Here is a 17,078-nt window from a genome sequence, read left to right as displayed (position 1 = left end):
GGAGGTAACGATGAGAATACCATTTACGAAAATGCATGGATTAGGCAATAGCTATATATTTATTAATACATTTGATACACAACTTGATGAAAAGAGTCTACCACAATTGGCAATTACTGTTGCAAATAAGGATATTGGAATTGGTTCAGATGGTTTGATTTTAATTCATCCTAGTAAACAAGCACCGGTTGGTATGCGTATTTTTAATAAAGATGGTTCAGAGGGAAAAACGTGTGGAAATGGCATTCGCTGTGTTGCAAAATATGCCTTTGAAAATCAATTAGTTAAGCAAAAAACATTTGAGATAGAAACAAAAGCAGGCAATGTAACTGCTGAAGTTCATGGAACCAAAGATTTAGTTGAAGAAGTAACGGTTGATATGGGTGAGCCTATTTTAAACCGTAAAAGAATCCCAATGATAGGTGAGGACGATGCACAAGTTGTATTAGAAGATTTTCAAGTTAGTCATCATCCTTTACAATTAACTGCTATATCAATGGGGAATCCACATGCAGTCTTTTTTGTAGATGATATTGAGGAAGCACCATTAAGTGATCTTGGACCGATTATTACACATGATCATCGCTTTCCTGAAGGTGTTAATGTAGAATTTGTGGAAATTATAAATCAAACAGAAATGCACTTTCGTGTGTGGGAACGTGGATCGGGAATTACACAAGCTTGTGGTACAGGTGCATGTGCTGCAGCAGTTGCTGCAATTCTTAATGGTCATGCTACTAAAGACGAAGTCGTGACAGTCCACTTAAGTGGTGGTGATTTATTTATTCGTTGGGGATTGGATAACCATGTATGGATGAAAGGAAAAGCAGAGACTACTATTGAAGGTGTATTTATTTGGAATAGGTGAATCATTCACTATATTTGAATCAATCACTATTTATTAGTATACTTGAAGATAATGATTATGGAGAAGGAAGGTAATAAAATGGTCTTAAACATTACAGATAATGCTCGTTTACAAATAGAAGAGATGTTAAAAGAAGAGGACCAGGAAACGGTTCGCCTTCGTTTTGGAGTTAAAGGTGGGGGATGTAGTGGTCTTTCTTATTCTCTAGGTTTTGATTATGATATTAATAAAGATTTAGATACAACAGAAGAAGTTAACGGTATACCATTAACTATTTTTAAACAGGACATAGCTGTAATTGAAGGTACAACAATTGACTTCAAGCAAAACATGATGGGTGGCGGATTTACGATCGATAATCCGAACGCCATTGTATCCTGTGGTTGTGGCTCTTCATTTAAAGCCAAAGACCGAGAAGGTACACCAGGAGACTGTTAATATGAACGAGTCCAATACAAAAAGTACTGCCTAATCGATAGTGATTGTTACTAACACTATTAATTAGGCAGTTTTTTTAGTTTTATAAAGAAGTTTGTAATAGCTATCGAAACTAAGAAAAGTAAACAATAGAGGAGGAATAGATAAAAGTAATTAAAACCATTATTTAGATGAAAAAGGTTTATGCTTACCAAAAAGGGTTTAAAGACAAATGAAAAGAGCGCAGCCAAACCAGTCGAATAGAGATAAAAGTTCTTCATTTTATTAAGCGACCACTGATAAACTAGCATAAATGCGACAGGAACTAATGAGCCATCTAGTGACAGACTAAACGGAAAATATGGTGTTAGAGAATATGGATATTCCCAAAAAGCTCTTCTTACACCGAAGGAATCGATATAGGCAAACCAAACATGGATATTAAATGTAAAGAATAAAATAAGGAATAGCTTAGTTTTATCAATTGCGATAAGTAGTACTATTAATGGTAGAATAAGCATCATAACCATTAACCAAAATTGCCATGTGTCAATACTACTATAGGTAATCCAATATTCATGCTGGAGTTTTGCTACTTCTTCTTGCAATGTTTTTATTTTATTAAAATTATCAATTTGTGCTTGCACTGTATGCCCTCCTTAGATACAACTCTTTTTTATAAATTATCCAAGAAGAAGCATACTATTCATTTATTTCCTTGTATCACGCATTATTATTGAACTAGAGCATTGTCAAACTAAAAATACCACCCACATGGGTGGCATTATTTATTCAAATAAACTAGTTGAATGTTTTGGCTGGACACGAGCGTCTGGTTCTATATAAGCTTTCGCGTTATTAATGGCGGTTGGACCTTCACCAAATCCTGTTGCTATTAAGTTGATTTTTCCTGGATATGTACAAATGTCACCAGCTGCATAAATACCTTCAACAGTTGATTCCATTTTTGGGTTAACAACAATACTATTTTTATCAATATCCATTCCCCAACTCTTGATTGGACCCAGTGACGAAATAAACCCGTAATTAACTATTACATCATCGACATCAATGATAACTTCATTATCGCCTTTTACCTCGCTTACTCTAACTTGTTCGATCAAATCTGTTCCAATAAGTGCTTCAGGTACATAAGGAGTTAAAATACGAACATTTGAATTCATTAATTTTTCAACACTATGCTCATGTGCGCGAAACTTATCACGACGATGAATAAGTGTTACTTCAGCTGCGATTGATTCCAACATCAATGCCCAATCAACTGCAGAATCTCCACCACCAAATAATACCACACGTTTTCCTTTGAATTTCATCATGTTATCAACAAAATAGTGTAGATTACGACTTTCATATGCCTCTGCTTCTTTTAAAGCTAATTTGCGTGGCTGAAATGCACCGTTTCCTGCTGTAATGATAATGGTTTTTGTATAATGTATTTCTGTCTGTGTTGTTAATTTAAACGATCCGTCCTCTTGTCGTTCAACTTCTTGTACCTCTTGATCTAAGACAATAGAAGGATCAAACATATCAAGTTGTTCCTTTAAATTATTTACAAGTTCTTGCGCTCCAATTTTAGGAAAACCAGCCACATCATAAATATATTTCTCTGGATATAGTGCACTAAGTTGCCCGCCAATATGTGGTAAGCTCTCAATTATTTTAACACTGGCTTGTCGAAGTCCACCGTAGAAGGCAGTAAATAGCCCGGTAGGTCCCGCACCAATAATAGTAATATCATAAACGTGTTGATCAGTCATTCCTGATTCCTCCTATATTGAAAACATATGTAGACATAAATATTTTAACATACTTTATTGTTAAAATAGAAATCTCAGTTCTTAAATAAAGTGATTAGGTGGGTTGAAAAATCGACTAAAACCATCTAAGATGAGTTTAGATTAAATATTACGAAAATGTGACAAGGAATGTATAGGATGGAAGTGACACATTGGGAAAGTCGAGAATAGTTATATTAGGTGCAGGTTACGCAGGAATTATGACCGCAGTAACACTACAAAAGCAGTTAAAAAAAGATGATGCGGTTATTCAATTAATTAATAAACATGCCTATCATTATCAGACAACATGGTTACATGAAAACGCAGCTGGTACCTTAGCTGACGAGCGAACAAAAATAGCCATTGATCAGTTGATTGATCCACGTAAGATTGAATTTATTCAAGATACTGTAATGCATATTGATGTAGATCAAAAGAAAATTAATTTACTGCAGACAGAATTGAACTATGATTATCTTGTTGTGGCATTAGGATTTGAGATGGAAACGTTCCAAATACCTGGATTAAAAGAGTATAGTTTTTCAATGGGAACTGCTAATCAAGCTAGAGTATTAAGAGAACAGGTAGAAAGTCAGTTTGCTACATACACACACACTGGAACAAATACGTATCCATTAACAATTATTGTTGGTGGAGGTGGATTTACAGGTGTAGAGTATTTAGGAGAGTTAACAGATCAACTACCTACTTTATGTAAAACATATGATGTAGATCAGGAAAACGTAAAAATCATTGCAATTGAAGCTGAACAGACTGTTATGCCAGGATTTGATCCTGAACTTGGAGAATATGCGATGCACTATTTAGAAGAGCGTGGTGTTGAATTTCGGTTAGGAACAAAGGTGAAAATGGTTAAACGTGATTATATTGTTGTGGAAAAAGCAGGGGCAGTGGAAGAGATACCAGCTTCCACCTTTGTGTGGTCAGCAGGTGTTCGTGCGAATAAACTGATGGAGAAATCGGGTATTTCAAATGAAAAGGGTAGTGTTAAAGTTAATGTAGACTTAAGAGCACCAGGCTATGATAATGTTTTTGTGATAGGTGATTGTGCACTGATTTTTTCTGAGGACGGTGATATATATCCTCCAACTGCCCAAATGACAATACAAGAAGCTAAACTTTGTGCAAGTAATTTAGTGAAATTATTAAAAGGTGATTCCAAATTAGATTCATTTTATTTTAAGGACCGCGGAACAATTGCTTCTTTAGGAAGAAAAGATGCGATCGGAAGTATACTGAATAACAGAAAAATATTTGGTAAGGAAGCAATAATTTTAAAGCAGATTATTGATAATCGAGTCTTATATCAAATTGGTGGTTGGTCGCTCTTATTCAAAAAAGGAAAGTTTAAACTCTTTCATTAAGTAAATAAACTGGTTTTCTTTGAAACAATGTATAAAATCAAATCATTTTGGTAAAGCTGACACCCAGAGAGGGTGTAATAAAAATGGTTTGGTTTAAAACCTGTTTAAGACGATTTGGCATGACATTTGTTTTCTTTGCGGCATGTCTCACAACGCTAACAGCAATGACGAATGTTTCCGCACAAGAATTTTTAGAGGGAATGGAAGATGATAATTCACTCACACGAACCATCACAGAACAGCCTGTTAAACAAGTAGAATTAACAAAAAAAGAATTAAATAATAAACAACCAAAACAATCGTATATATCTAGTGAACAGGTAGTAATTCCTGATAAATTAGAAGATACGATTGATCTTGAGGCATACCCAAGCGAAACCGTTATAGCTACGGGTTATACAGCAGGAGTTGAGTCGACTGGTAAAACTTCAGATCATCCACAATATGGGATAACTTATTCTGGTGTCGAAGTAACGAGAGACTTATATTCTACTATTGCTGCAGATTTAACAGTTTATCCAATAGGATCTATTCTTTATATACCTGGTTATGGATATGGTGTTGTGGCTGATAAAGGTGGAGCAATCAAGGGAAATAAAATTGACTTATATTATCCTACAGTTGAAGATGTGTATCAAAAGTGGGGTAAGAAAGATGTAGAAGTTTATTTGATTGAAAAAGGAACAGGGGTACTTGCTAAAGAAACACTTAAAAGTTTAAATGAAAATGAATCTTTACAAGTTTTCAGAGATCAAGTAAAAGAGAGTTAAAGAATATCGGTGGCTAGAATTTTCAAGTAAGAGAAACGAGCTATCGATAGATAAAGCCTGTATCAATGATTACTTGAGAATCTACGATACAGGCTTTTTTGGCGGAATTTCATAATGAACTAATTATTTAACTCAACTGGATGATTCAACTTCTCAGAAATAATCTTACGACGATATAACCATCAACTGTGACGTAAACCGCCATGTTGATTTTCGCTTCGGTCAGTCGCTTTCCGCGGGCAAGTCTTTTCGATGGGTCGAGTAATCGCAGACCCAACGCTTCAACTTCCTCGGAAGCAAAAAGCACTTCCTGCGGGATTTTCAGCTGTTGCTTTTCCCGCAGGAGTCGACTGTCCTACGCTACAATCAATCAGCATAACCTGAATAGCTGTTGTCATAAGCACAATTAAAATTTATGATCAGTAGACCACGTATTACTTTTAACGCATATCCTGCGGAAAGGGAACCCATTTCGCTTGAGGAGCGGGGCATGAATTCTGTTGTATTGCAATTTATATAAAGAATGTTACGTCGCAGTTTCTCTCAAGTACGTAAGGTAAAATGCAATGATGCATACGAAAAGAGCACTAAATCAACTTCAATTTTGAATGCGAGGCTTTCTTGCTTAAAAAGGAATATTTCTTAATTCACTCTGCAAAATTTACGAAATTATAAAAAAAGATAGTTGGGATAATTATCCCAACTATCTTTAAGCCTTACATTTATACATTTAATACTAGGTAACCTCTTTTTACTTTAAAAGAGTGGATAAATTATTAGTGCAAGTATAATACCTGTCATACAACCAAAGAAAACTTCAATGGGCTGATGCCCGAGTAATTCTTTTAACTCTTCTTTTTTCTGGTATTCTTCTTTTTTTGACCAGACCTTAGCTTCTTCGATAAAATAATTAAAATCTTTGACGAGCATATTTAAAATAATAGCTTGTTCACCAGCTTGTCTTCTTATTCCAGTAGCATCAAACATAATAATAATACTAAAAACACAAGCTGCAGCAAACAAACCGGAAGACACACCGTGCTCTATACCAATTCCAGTTGTAACAGCAGCAACAGCTGCAGAATGACTACTCGGCATCCCACCAGTACTAAAGGCTAAACCTGGATTAAATTCTTTTGTTGCAATAAAATGAATTGGAATCTTAACCACTTGTGCGAAGATAATTGAAATTAAGGCTGCCCACAATGGGAAATTTTCAAACAAAGCCAACCGATATTCATCCTTTCATTTGTACCTTTAAGTTTAAATTTGTTCATAGCTGTTAACAAATTTATAACTATTATTATAGCACAGCAATTAATTGAACGGAATCAATCTGTTTTTTTGTATAAGAAAGAAGCATTGCTTTTTAGGCAGATCGAATAGTTGGTTTAGGTATACGATCTATTATTTTAATAATGAGAAAAGCTGCAATAATTGCTATTCCTATATCTTTTACGAAAAACGGTATCATACTTAGCCAAGTTATCGAATAGGAAATGGTTAACCCTAGCCAGGTGTTCATGGCTAGATACATGTAATGAACGCCAATTAAATAATTAATAATTACACCAATAAGTGCAATTTTAAATGATGATCCTAATCGCACTGTTTTTTGTCTTTCCGTTAACCAACCAGTTACATAAGCTACAAAAATATAAGATAATATAAAACCACCAGTATAATCAAATAAAACAAATAATCCAGCATGCATATTTGCAAATACAGGTACACCTGCAATACCAATTAATATATAAGCGCATATCGATAACACTGCTAGTTTTCTACCTAATAAGAGTCCAGCCATAATTGCAAAAAAGGTTTGTAATGACAATGGTACAGAAACGCCACCAATCGGAATTGCTAAAAAGGGGAACCAAATAGCTATGTTTGCGCCAATTGCCATTAAACAAACAAAAACACTACCATATGTAATATCAAGTGCAGTTAATCTTTTCATACGACACCTCCTGCACAGATCATAAAAGATCCACAACCTATTGTCAACCTGAATTTTATGTGGTTAACGATAGATAATAAAAAAGGACTACGTGAGAGAACGACGTAATCCTTTTCTGATTTCTATTTTATTGCTGCGTCAAGTGAAACTTCTATCATCTCATTGAATGTTGTTTGACGTTCTTCTGCACTCGTTTCTTCCCCTGTTATAATATGGTCAGAAACAGTTAAAACAGAAAGAGCTTGACGATCAAATTTAGCTGCTAGTGTATATAATGCAGTAGTTTCCATCTCAATCGCTAGTACATTATACTTTGCTAATAGTTCTAATAGTTCTGGAGCGTTATCGCGATAAAAACTATCACTTGTGAAGACATTTCCTACACGTAAATGCAAGCCTTTTTCTATACCAGTATCATATGCGTTCTTAAGTAGTTCAAAATTCGCAGTAGGTGCATAATCAATGCCGTTAAACACCATACGATTCATTTGTGAATCTGTTGAAGATGTTGAAGCAAGAATAACATCTCTGACTTTTACATCTTTTTGAATGGCCCCACATGTACCTACACGAATTAACTTTTGTACATTGTAACTTTGCATTAATTCATTGGCATAAATAGATATTGAAGGCACTCCCATACCAGTTCCTTGTACGGAAATTCTTTCTCCTTTATATGTACCAGTATAGCCATACATTCCACGGACTTCGTTATAACAAAACGCGTTATCTAAAAATGTTTCTGCAATATATTTAGCGCGTAATGGGTCTCCTGGCAATAGGATTTTATCTGCAATATCACCTTGTTTTGCTCCAATATGTACACTCATTTTTCTGCCTCCTATAAATCATTTCACTATATAATATTAATAATAACGTAACAATAAGTCGAATACAAATTTCGCAAAAGTGACTATGCTAATCATATAAGAGGAATAAAAATGAAATCGTTTTATAAATATTGCGTTTTTTTGTTTCTTCCGATTGTGTTTTCGTATATAATATATTTAAGTAACACTTCCACAGTTTTTAATTAGTGGAATATTTTGTATAAAGATAAATGAAAACGTTTATAAATTGGAGGAGAAAAGAATGAAAGAACAGAAATTTAAAATTACAGATGATACAGGTATCCACGCTAGACCTGCAACGTTATTAGTAAATAAAGCTGGACAATATGAGTCTCATGTTGAAATGCATTTTAATGGTAAAGCGGTTAACTTAAAGTCGATTATGGGTGTTATGTCACTTGGTGTTCCTAAAGGTGCAGAAGTTACAATAACTGCAGATGGTACGGATGAAGAGCAAGCGATTCAAGGGATTTCAGATACAATTAAAGAACACTTAGGTGAGTAAGAAACTTGGAGCTAGGAGTATATTCTAGCTTTTTTGTTTGGGAAATAATTGATATGGTATACTAATAACCAAGGATAACTTTGAAAATATAAGAGGTGTGAGATATGAATGTTTCTGTATCGCAGCTTCCAGGTATTGGCCAAAAAATCACATTGAAGACTGCTGAAGATAGCATGCTTGTGGTTATTGTACATCATACTGGAAAGCGCGAATTATATTTTTTTGATGATGTGGACGGTGATGAAGCGGATTTTGCAATGGATCTTACTTCAGATGAAACAAGAGAATTAGGAGCCCAATTGTTGGGGGCAACATACCAACCTGTTAATGCACATCAATTAAAGATGTTTAAAAAACAAATTGTGATTGATTACATCACCTTAACAGATAAAGCATCGATTACACATCAAACAATTGAAGAATCAGAAATCCGAAATAGAACAGGTACAACAATTATTGGAATTGTCCAAGGGGATGAGATGATTGCAATCCCGGAAGCAGACCATATCCTAGAACCAGGAGATGTGCTGATGGCAATTGGTAAAAAAGATCAATTAGCAATGTTAGAAGCATTGTGTAAAGGAGAGGAATGATTCGGTTGTGCTAAGTGATTTTCCAACTTTACTAGTAGCAGGTCTTGTTTTACTTGGCATATTCTATTTGGGTTATTTAAGTTTAAAAATAAATTTTCCAAGTGTTATTCTTTATATTTTATTTGGCGTACTTTTGGCTGATCAATTGAGTCATAATGAAATTTTGCACTTTGTTAGTGAAATTGGAATTGTTCTTTTATTTTTTATATTAGGATTAGAGTTTAGTATAAATAGGCTTGGAAGTATTGCGAAAAAAATCTGGACATCGGGTTTATTGGATGTAGTTTTAAGCCTTGGTGTGTCTACACTTATAGCATTTGGATTTGGAATGAGTTTATTTAACGCCTTTTTAGTTGGTGGGGTGGCTTATGCAACAAGCTCCTCAATTACAGCCAAACTGTTAGATGATAAAAGTAGAATGGCAAATAAGGAAACGGAATTTATTTTAGCTGTCTTGATTTTTGAGGATTTAGTTGCCCCAATTATTATTGCGGTTTTAATTGGAATGAGTGTAGGTGGCGGAGAATTTGTTCCATCGGATTTAGCCTTTATCCTATTAAAAGTTATTGGACTTATTGTACTTGCAATTTTACTTGGTAAAACGCTCTTCAAACGTTTTGGAACATTTATTGAAAGAATAGACGACGAGGACTTTAAATTCGCATTACTAATAGGAATTGCTGTTTCATTTGGTGGACTGGCATTATTGCTTGATCTTTCAGAAGTATTAGGTGCATTTTTAGCAGGCATGATGTTAGCTGAAATAGGCAAGATTGAGAGAGTGGAACATGCAGTTATTCCAATTCGAAATCTTTTACTACCGACTTTCTTTTTATATTTTGGAACATCTATTGAATTAGGTGCAGGATTTCCGATGCCACTTTTATTACTGACTTTACTCATATGGTCCGTATTCTCTAAGGTGCTTGTCGGTGTAATTGGTGGAAGATGGTATGGCTTATCAAAAAGAGTATCATTGCGAGCCGGTCTTTCTTTATGCGCAAGGGGTGAATTTTCAGTAGTTATTGCTACAGTTGCAACAGGAACAGCTCAAATATTAAGCGGAATTTATATTATAGGTGCGGCTTTTATTGGCATGCTTTTGTTTGATTGGGCTCCGAAAATAACAAATAAGGTGTATGGAAAACCGCTACCAAAGAAAAAAGATTTACGTGTTCCTACTTCAAAAGATGAGAAACAAATCTATTAATTTTCTAACTCAATTTGATTAGAGAATACCATACCTGGATATACTGATAATCAGCGAATTTCATGAAAAGGAGCTGTTATTAGATGAAAAAATCCAGTTTATTTTTGATTTGCATACTTGCTTTAGTGGCTTGTCAACAGGATGATTATTCTCCTCTGACAGTGACAATGTATAATAGCTCAAATGATGCGATAGGTACGGCGATACTCACCGAAAAGCCAGAAGGTGTCTCAGTTGAAGTCTCTGTAGAAGGTTTAGAACCAGGCTTACATGGAATACATATTCATGAATATGCTAAATGTGAGTCACCTGATTTCCAATCTGCGGGAAATCATTATAACCCAGAAAACAAAGAGCATGGACTAATGTCTCCAGAAGGTGCACATTTAGGTGATATGCCTAATATTGAGGCTGAAGATGATGGCTTAGTTGAAGCTGAATTACTTATTGGTGGCGCTACTTTAGTCGAGGGTCAGAAATCTTTACTCGAAGGTGATGGAACATCACTTATTATTCATGCGAAACAAGATGATGGTGTAACGCAACCAGCAGGTGATGCAGGAGAACGGATTGCCTGTGGATTGATTACTGTAGAAGAAGCAAAAAATGATGAAGCACCTACAGATCCAACAGAAAACAAAAAAGAAGAAGAGTAGTACATCCAATGTACTACTCTTCTTCTTTATCTTTTATCTAATGCGGCTATAATTTTGTTAATACCTTCTTGTACATAAGCTGTTGGGCTTGCAATATTCATACGCATAAACCCTTCACCTTCTTCACCAAATGAAATCCCGTCGTTTAAACCAACTTTGGCTTCATCTTGCATGAATTTCTTTAAGTCCGTATGAGTAAGCCCCATATTCGTACAATCAAGCCAAATGAGGTAAGTACCCTCAGCGCGGATTGCGGTTATCTCTGATCGCTCTTGAAACGCTTCTATGAGAATGTTGCGATTATGTTGTAAGAGTGTCAGTAGATCCTCTAACCATTCCTCACCATCTGTATAAGCAGCCTCGAGTGCAGTTATTCCCATAGCATTTAACATTGTCATGCCGTATTTTCTGAATTCCTTTTGCATTGCCACTCGAATATCCTTATCTGGAACTACCGCATAAGAAACATTTAATCCAGCTAAATTAAACGTTTTGGTAGGTGACATACACGTGATTGTGCGATTATTGACTTCTTTTGAAAGAGTGCCCATTGGAATATGCTCGTTACCATCATAAATTAAATCAGCATGTATTTCATCTGATAAAATGAATACGTCATATTGTAAACAAAGTGCAGCTATTTTTTCCAAATCCTGTTTTGACCAAACTTTTCCTACTGGATTATGTGGGTTGCAAAGAATAAACGCTTTTACTCCTTGTTTGAATTTAGTTTCTAAATCATCAAAGTCAATTTCGTAGGCTCCATTTTTGTATTGGAGTGGATTTGTCACTAACTTGCGGTCATGACTTTTAACAATATCATAAAAAGGTGGATAAACAGGTGTTTGAATTAGCACACTGTCTCCTGGATTTGTTACGTTTAAGATCGCCATATGTAAAGTGGGAATTACTCCAGGACTGTAAATAATCCATTCTTTTTTAATATCCCAATTATGTCGACGAAGGAGCCAATCTTTTACTGTTTGGTTTAGTTTATCGTCGGTAAGCGTGTATCCAAATATTGCATGTTCCGCTCTGTTTACCAATGCGTCTTTTATTGGTTCAGCAATGGGAAGATCCATATCGGCCACCCACATTGGTTGTACATCTTCTGCTCCGTACAATGCTTTGACACTATCCCATTTTACCGAGCGGGTATTTTCTCTTTTGGGCAACTTTTCAAATAATGATGACATATACAACTTCCTCCTTTTAAAAAGATATCGATATTTTACAAATTATATCATGATTAGGAAAAAACTTCGATTCTTTAAAAATCATTTAAAAATGAAAAGTAGTCACGTTAAATTACACATAGGGTCTACTTTGCGAAAAGTTTTTAAAGTGAGGTGAACAAAAAAATAAGCAAAGCCTAAACGAGCGCTTTGCTTTTACAGGGGGAATACGAGAAAGTCTTACCTTTACATAGATTATTATTACCTTAATATAAGTATATTAAACCTCATTTTTTATTTTTATAAAAATTATATTGTGCTATTTATGACAGTTATGTTAAAATTAATAATTGCGTGTAAGGAAAATAGTAAATACAAGCATAAGTCTAAATAGTAGATGCAATGAGATTAAAAAATAGGAGTTGTTAGCATGTCAGAGAAGTTTGTAGAAGGTCAAGTAGTAGATGGAAAAGTAACCGGTGTTCAACCATACGGGGCTTTTGTAGCATTAAATGATCAGATTCAAGGGTTGGTTCATATTTCTGAAGTAACACACGGATTTGTTAAAGACATTAATGAGTTTATTGCAGTAGGTAATGAAGTGAAAGTTAAAATCTTATCTATTGATGAAGCTAAAAATAAATACTCACTATCTATTCGCGCTACAGAAGAAGCACCGAAACAGCAGGAAAAACCAAGTAAAGCACAAGCTCAAGGTGGAAACTTTAAGCAATATCAGCAACAACAACAAGACGAAGCTGGTTTTAACACATTAAAAGATAAATTAAACGAGTGGATTGAACAGTCCGAAGAACGCTCACAATCTTTTAACAAAAAGTAAAATAAGAAAAAAGGCCTTTCAGAATTCTGAAAGGCTTTTTTTAAATATTTATTTTTCGGGTTGGGGACTTCTAGCACCAACTGTTTCTTCAGATGGTTTAAATAACAATGATATACAAACTAGCCCACTAATACCAACTAGCGTATAAATTACACGTGCAAATGCACCGCTTTGTTCGCCGCCTCCAAAAATAGCAGCGACTAAATCAAACTGAAACAATCCGATAAGTCCCCAATTAATTGCACCAACTATAATAAGAAGTAATGTAATACGTTGTATCGTGTTCAAATAAACTCCTCCTTTTTTTTAATTCTTCTATAGCCTAACTAATTTTGCCGAAAATATGCGAAGCGAAGTATTTTTTAATGAATAAAAGATATTTTTCTTTACAATGTCACCATTCCTAACACTTACTTATTATTCTTACTTGATTTAACTGGTATCTTTAGGTACATTTAGTATAGTAAAAGTTAATAAAAAATGGAGGGTTAAGAATGACACATGTAAGTTTTGAATATGATAAAGCGTTATCTTTCTTCGGTACACATGAATTAGATTATTTAAAAGAACCGGTAAAATTGGCGCATGATATGTTACATAACCAGACAGGAGCTGGAAGTGATTTTCTTGGATGGATAGATCTTCCGGAAAATTATGATAAAGAAGAATTTGCACGAATTAAAAAATCTGCAGAAAAAATAAAATCAGATTCTGACGTCTTGTTAGTAGTTGGAATTGGTGGTTCTTACCTAGGTGCACGTGCTGCCATTGAAATGTTAACTCATTCTTTTTATAATGCGTTGCCTAAAGAACAACGAGATACGCCTCAGATTATTTTTGTTGGTAATAGTATTAGTTCAAAATATATGAATGACTTATTTGATTTATTAAAAGATAAAGATGTTTCGATTAATGTTATTTCAAAAAGTGGTACAACAACAGAACCTGCTTTAGCTTTTCGTATTTACCGTAAATTTTTAGAAGAAAAATATGGTGTGGAAGAAGCAAAAGGCCGTATTTATGCAACAACAGATAAAGCAAAAGGTGCTTTGAAAACATTGGCTACTGAAGAAGGGTATGAATCATTTATCATTCCTGATGATGTTGGCGGTCGCTATTCTGTCTTGACAGCTGTAGGTTTACTTCCAATAGCTGCAAGTGGTGTTGATATCGATGCAATGATGAAAGGTGCACAAGCAGCGCAGCAGGACTTAAGTGAACCAGATATGGATAAGAATCCTGCTTACCAATATGCAGCTGTTCGTAATGTGTTATATAATAAAGGGAAAACAATTGAAATGTTAATTAATTATGAACCATCATTACAGTACTTCTCTGAATGGTGGAAACAATTATTTGGTGAAAGTGAAGGAAAAGATTTTAAAGGGATCTATCCTTCTTCAGCAAACTTCTCAACTGATTTGCACTCATTAGGACAATACGTACAAGAAGGTCGCCGTGATATTTTTGAAACAGTTTTACATGTACTTGAATCTCCATCTGAAATTACGATTGAAAAAGATGGACAAGATTTAGATGGTTTAAATTATCTTGCTGGTGAAACAGTTGATTTTGTAAATGAAAAAGCCTACCAGGGTACGATGCTTGCACACACAGATGGTCAAGTACCAAACTTAATTGTTCATTTACCTAAATTAGATGCTTATACATTTGGGTATGTTGTTTATTTCTTTGAAAAAGCATGTGCAATTAGTGGTTATTTACTAGGTGTTAATCCATTTGACCAACCAGGTGTTGAGGCATATAAAAAGAATATGTTCGCATTGCTTGGAAAGCCAGGGTTTGAAAAAGAAAAAGAAGAACTAGAGAAAAGATTATAAGGTATAGTAAAAAAGGTTCTCATTAAATTGAGAGCCTTTTTACATGCCTTCTAACAAAAGAAGTGTGTCTTTTTCAGTTAAAGGTTGTTCAAAAGATGGATTTAATTGCACTTCCCCATTAGAAATTATTCCGATAAGTAAGCGTTCTGAGCAAACATAGTAATCGGATACTTCTAAAAAGTTTTTTCCTACTAATTTTTCAGGTAAAGCACATTGAGAAAATTGTTGATTCGATAGTATTTCTAGTAATAATTCGAATGGTTGTACTGATGATGTTCGAAAGATTTCATGATAAAACAAGGTGCTCATAAAGTCATTGGAACGTATAATTGCGTCTGCACCAGCACGTTTCGCATTAGAAATCTGGCTTTTTGTAAGTATTTCTGTGATGATTTGAATAGTTGAATTGTTTCCACGTAATGCTACTGTTGTTAAGATGCTTGTTTGATCTGCTTGACGTTCCTTTTTTGCAGGATCAGCTGTCACAATTGCATATTTAGCAGCCTGCACGTTAGCCATTTGTAAGACTTCATCAGCTGTTGGATCACCATGAATAAAATGAAGGTTATGGTCTTTGTAGGGAAGTTGATTTAGCGAATGATCAATTAAGACAAACTCCTCCTTCTTATGATGTTTATGCATCATTTCGAGTAGCTGTCTTGTTCGTTCATTCCAACCGATGAAGATAATATGATTTTCTCCTTTAAATGTAATATCACCTTTTGAAAGGGACTCTTCTTGTTTGATTGTTGTAGCCGAAATGGTTGCCATATAAAAAGTTACAACCCCTCCACCAGTTAGAATTAAAAGAATGCCAAGTGTTTTTCCTAATGTGCTTAATGGGATATAATCACCATAACCAACCGTTGATCCTGTTACAAATGCCCACCAAATCCCATCAAAAATAGTAGTGAAGTGCTCGGGTTCGATTAAGTGTATAAGGAGCCCAAAGCTAAACATTAGTACGAATACTGTCGCTAGTAATCGTAGTAAACTAGGTAAACGAAAATAATACTGCCAAAATTTATAAAGGTGCAATTTCTCACTTCCTATCCAAAAATTAAAGTTAAAGATTAGTATTTACCAAAAAATTTGATATGATGATAATAGATTATTTAGGAGGTCATACAAAAATGGAAAAAGAGAGACAACAGTTTTTAATGGAACTATTACAAACACCATCTCCATCAAGTATGGAAATGGAGATTCAAAAAAAATGGATGCGTTATGTTGAGCCTTTTGCTGATGAGATCATGACAGATCATGCAGGTAACGTAATAGGTGTGTTGAATAAAGAAGCTGATTTTAAAATTTTATTAGCTGGTCATAGTGATGAAATTGCACTTGTAATCAATCGTTTAGATGAACAAGGTTTTTTATATTTTGATAAAATGGGTGGAATTAATCCAAAAGCGGCTGTTGGCATGAAGGTAGATGTTTTAGGTTATGGCAAGAAAATCACTGGTGTTATCGGTGTTAACGCTCAACATCATGGTGGTATAAAAGGTGACTTTGATGTGGAAGATCTTTTTATAGATTGTGGTGCACAATCAAAAGAAGAAATCGCAGCATTTGTGCAAATTGGTGATCTTGCGGTTTATCAACGCGAACCAGAAGTATTGATGGATCGGTACATAACGGGACGAGGTTTAGATAACCGTACAGGTGCATTTATCGTTGCTGAGGTATTGCGTAGACTTTCTGATAAAGATTTAAAGGTAGGTGTCTATGCGGCTAGTACAGTGAATGAAGAAACGAACATGGGTGGTGCTTATTTTGCAGCAGCAGGAATTTCACCGACGATGGCAATTGCTTGTGATGTAACGTTCGCTACTGATTATCCAAGTGTTAATAAAAACAAACATGGCGATATCCGGTTAGATGGTGGCCCAGTTTTAGCGAAAGGTGCACCAATTAATCGTAAAATGAATATCTTATTAGAGAAAACTGCAAAACAGTTAAATATGGACGTGCAGTATGAGCTGACTCCCCGCATGACAGGAACAGATGCTGACAAAATGCGCTTAACTGGTCGTGGAGTACCAGTGAGTCTAGTCTCCTTACCGCTACGTTATATGCATTCTCCCGTTGAAACGGCGAGTATTAAAGATATCGATGAAGAAATTGATTTATTAGTTGCGATGATTGCAGGTATGACAGGGAAAGAAAGCTTAAATCCCTTGGATGAATAAAAGTATTTTTATGAA

The 17,078-nt window shown here is 34.9% G+C and carries 19 protein-coding genes; 11 read left to right on the top strand and 8 right to left on the bottom strand.

What is annotated here, in order from left to right:
• The first annotated feature begins 10 nt into the window (after window positions 1-10).
• Together dapF and DM447_RS13545 are read left to right on the top strand one after the other, a co-directional pair.
• Window positions 11-868: a diaminopimelate epimerase gene (dapF, locus tag DM447_RS13550; RefSeq protein WP_112181728.1), complete on the top strand. Its 858-nt coding sequence runs from the start codon at window positions 11-13 to the stop codon at window positions 866-868.
• Between the two features lie 78 nt (window positions 869-946).
• Window positions 947-1,306 (top strand): HesB/IscA family protein, encoded by a 360-nt coding sequence (locus tag DM447_RS13545; protein WP_112182750.1) that lies wholly within the window; start codon window positions 947-949, stop codon window positions 1,304-1,306.
• A gap of 59 nt (window positions 1,307-1,365) precedes the next feature.
• On the opposite strand, the gene DM447_RS13540 is transcribed toward DM447_RS13545, so the two are convergent.
• Entirely contained in the window at window positions 1,366-1,932 is a 567-nt protein-coding gene (locus tag DM447_RS13540; protein ID WP_112181727.1) for a CBO0543 family protein, read from the bottom strand.
• Between the two features lie 141 nt (window positions 1,933-2,073).
• Window positions 2,074-3,063 carry an NAD(P)/FAD-dependent oxidoreductase gene (locus DM447_RS13535; protein ID WP_112181726.1) on the bottom strand — a complete coding sequence of 330 codons (990 nt, stop codon included), beginning with the start codon at window positions 3,061-3,063 and terminating at the stop codon, window positions 2,074-2,076.
• A 191-nt stretch (window positions 3,064-3,254) separates the two neighbouring features.
• Here DM447_RS13535 and DM447_RS13530 point away from each other — a divergent pair, with 191 nt between their 5' ends.
• Complete coding sequence (locus DM447_RS13530; RefSeq protein ID WP_112181725.1) at window positions 3,255-4,469, top strand: NAD(P)/FAD-dependent oxidoreductase; 1,215 nt, start codon at window positions 3,255-3,257, stop codon at window positions 4,467-4,469.
• Between the two features lie 83 nt (window positions 4,470-4,552).
• Window positions 4,553-5,239 carry a 3D domain-containing protein gene (locus tag DM447_RS13525; RefSeq protein WP_112181724.1) on the top strand — a complete coding sequence of 229 codons (687 nt, stop codon included), beginning with the start codon at window positions 4,553-4,555 and terminating at the stop codon, window positions 5,237-5,239.
• 756 nt (window positions 5,240-5,995) lie between these two features.
• On the opposite strand, the gene DM447_RS13520 is transcribed toward DM447_RS13525, so the two are convergent.
• The 3 genes from DM447_RS13520 to deoD form a co-directional block, all read right to left on the bottom strand.
• Entirely contained in the window at window positions 5,996-6,469 is a 474-nt protein-coding gene (locus DM447_RS13520; RefSeq protein WP_112181723.1) for a divergent PAP2 family protein, read from the bottom strand.
• A gap of 139 nt (window positions 6,470-6,608) precedes the next feature.
• Window positions 6,609-7,199, bottom strand: a complete 591-nt coding sequence (locus DM447_RS13515; protein WP_112181722.1) for a biotin transporter BioY — start codon at window positions 7,197-7,199, stop codon at window positions 6,609-6,611.
• 122 nt (window positions 7,200-7,321) lie between these two features.
• Window positions 7,322-8,029 (bottom strand): purine-nucleoside phosphorylase, encoded by a 708-nt coding sequence (gene deoD, locus DM447_RS13510; RefSeq protein WP_112181721.1) that lies wholly within the window; start codon window positions 8,027-8,029, stop codon window positions 7,322-7,324.
• Window positions 8,030-8,291: 262 nt separating this feature from the next.
• On the opposite strand from deoD, the gene DM447_RS13505 reads away from it, so the two are divergent.
• From DM447_RS13505 to DM447_RS13490, 4 genes are all read left to right on the top strand, one after another.
• Complete coding sequence (locus tag DM447_RS13505; protein ID WP_112181720.1) at window positions 8,292-8,555, top strand: phosphocarrier protein HPr; 264 nt, start codon at window positions 8,292-8,294, stop codon at window positions 8,553-8,555.
• Between the two features lie 104 nt (window positions 8,556-8,659).
• A complete protein-coding gene (locus tag DM447_RS13500; RefSeq protein WP_112181719.1) occupies window positions 8,660-9,148 on the top strand; it encodes a cation:proton antiporter regulatory subunit in 489 nt (162 codons plus the stop codon).
• A gap of 7 nt (window positions 9,149-9,155) precedes the next feature.
• Window positions 9,156-10,358, top strand: coding sequence for a cation:proton antiporter (locus tag DM447_RS13495; RefSeq protein ID WP_112181718.1), 1,203 nt, complete (start codon window positions 9,156-9,158; stop codon window positions 10,356-10,358).
• Window positions 10,359-10,441: 83 nt separating this feature from the next.
• Window positions 10,442-11,014, top strand: a complete 573-nt coding sequence (locus tag DM447_RS13490) for a superoxide dismutase family protein (protein WP_112181717.1) — start codon at window positions 10,442-10,444, stop codon at window positions 11,012-11,014.
• Window positions 11,015-11,040: 26 nt separating this feature from the next.
• On the opposite strand, the gene DM447_RS13485 is transcribed toward DM447_RS13490, so the two are convergent.
• Window positions 11,041-12,210: a MalY/PatB family protein gene (locus DM447_RS13485; protein ID WP_112181716.1), complete on the bottom strand. Its 1,170-nt coding sequence runs from the start codon at window positions 12,208-12,210 to the stop codon at window positions 11,041-11,043.
• 409 nt (window positions 12,211-12,619) lie between these two features.
• Here DM447_RS13485 and yugI point away from each other — a divergent pair, with 409 nt between their 5' ends.
• Complete coding sequence (gene yugI / locus DM447_RS13480; protein ID WP_112181715.1) at window positions 12,620-13,030, top strand: S1 domain-containing post-transcriptional regulator GSP13; 411 nt, start codon at window positions 12,620-12,622, stop codon at window positions 13,028-13,030.
• 48 nt (window positions 13,031-13,078) lie between these two features.
• Here yugI and DM447_RS13475 read toward each other — a convergent pair whose 3' ends face one another.
• Entirely contained in the window at window positions 13,079-13,318 is a 240-nt protein-coding gene (locus DM447_RS13475) for a DUF378 domain-containing protein (RefSeq protein ID WP_112181714.1), read from the bottom strand.
• A gap of 206 nt (window positions 13,319-13,524) precedes the next feature.
• On the opposite strand from DM447_RS13475, the gene DM447_RS13470 reads away from it, so the two are divergent.
• Window positions 13,525-14,871 carry a glucose-6-phosphate isomerase gene (locus tag DM447_RS13470; RefSeq protein WP_112181713.1) on the top strand — a complete coding sequence of 449 codons (1,347 nt, stop codon included), beginning with the start codon at window positions 13,525-13,527 and terminating at the stop codon, window positions 14,869-14,871.
• Window positions 14,872-14,910: 39 nt separating this feature from the next.
• Here the strand turns inward: DM447_RS13470 and DM447_RS13465 are convergent, their stop codons facing one another.
• Window positions 14,911-15,909 (bottom strand): potassium channel family protein, encoded by a 999-nt coding sequence (locus DM447_RS13465; protein ID WP_232824102.1) that lies wholly within the window; start codon window positions 15,907-15,909, stop codon window positions 14,911-14,913.
• Between the two features lie 95 nt (window positions 15,910-16,004).
• Here DM447_RS13465 and DM447_RS13460 point away from each other — a divergent pair, with 95 nt between their 5' ends.
• Window positions 16,005-17,063, top strand: a complete 1,059-nt coding sequence (locus tag DM447_RS13460) for a M20/M25/M40 family metallo-hydrolase (protein ID WP_112181712.1) — start codon at window positions 16,005-16,007, stop codon at window positions 17,061-17,063.
• Window positions 17,064-17,078 lie beyond the last annotated feature (15 nt).

This window comes from Paraliobacillus zengyii (genome assembly GCF_003268595.1).
GTDB classification, from domain to species: Bacteria; Bacillota; Bacilli; order Bacillales; family Amphibacillaceae; genus Paraliobacillus_A; species Paraliobacillus_A zengyii.
The sequence above is the reverse complement of the archived record's forward strand: the minus strand, read 5'-3'. Positions and strand labels throughout refer to the sequence as shown.

Bases quoted from the DNA above. Each gene is read 5' to 3' on its own strand.
- dapF (WP_112181728.1), top strand. From the start codon at position 11: ATGAGAATACCATTTACGAAAATGCATGGATTAGGCAATAGCTATATA.
- DM447_RS13545 (WP_112182750.1), top strand. From the start codon at position 947: ATGGTCTTAAACATTACAGATAATGCTCGTTTACAAATAGAAGAGATG.
- DM447_RS13535 (WP_112181726.1), bottom strand. From the start codon at position 3,063: ATGACTGATCAACACGTTTATGATATTACTATTATTGGTGCGGGACCT.
- DM447_RS13525 (WP_112181724.1), top strand. From the start codon at position 4,553: ATGGTTTGGTTTAAAACCTGTTTAAGACGATTTGGCATGACATTTGTT.
- DM447_RS13515 (WP_112181722.1), bottom strand. From the start codon at position 7,199: ATGAAAAGATTAACTGCACTTGATATTACATATGGTAGTGTTTTTGTT.
- deoD (WP_112181721.1), bottom strand. From the start codon at position 8,029: ATGAGTGTACATATTGGAGCAAAACAAGGTGATATTGCAGATAAAATC.
- DM447_RS13505 (WP_112181720.1), top strand. From the start codon at position 8,292: ATGAAAGAACAGAAATTTAAAATTACAGATGATACAGGTATCCACGCT.
- DM447_RS13500 (WP_112181719.1), top strand. From the start codon at position 8,660: ATGAATGTTTCTGTATCGCAGCTTCCAGGTATTGGCCAAAAAATCACA.
- DM447_RS13490 (WP_112181717.1), top strand. From the start codon at position 10,442: ATGAAAAAATCCAGTTTATTTTTGATTTGCATACTTGCTTTAGTGGCT.
- DM447_RS13485 (WP_112181716.1), bottom strand. From the start codon at position 12,210: ATGTCATCATTATTTGAAAAGTTGCCCAAAAGAGAAAATACCCGCTCG.
- yugI (WP_112181715.1), top strand. From the start codon at position 12,620: ATGTCAGAGAAGTTTGTAGAAGGTCAAGTAGTAGATGGAAAAGTAACC.
- DM447_RS13470 (WP_112181713.1), top strand. From the start codon at position 13,525: ATGACACATGTAAGTTTTGAATATGATAAAGCGTTATCTTTCTTCGGT.
- DM447_RS13460 (WP_112181712.1), top strand. From the start codon at position 16,005: ATGGAAAAAGAGAGACAACAGTTTTTAATGGAACTATTACAAACACCA.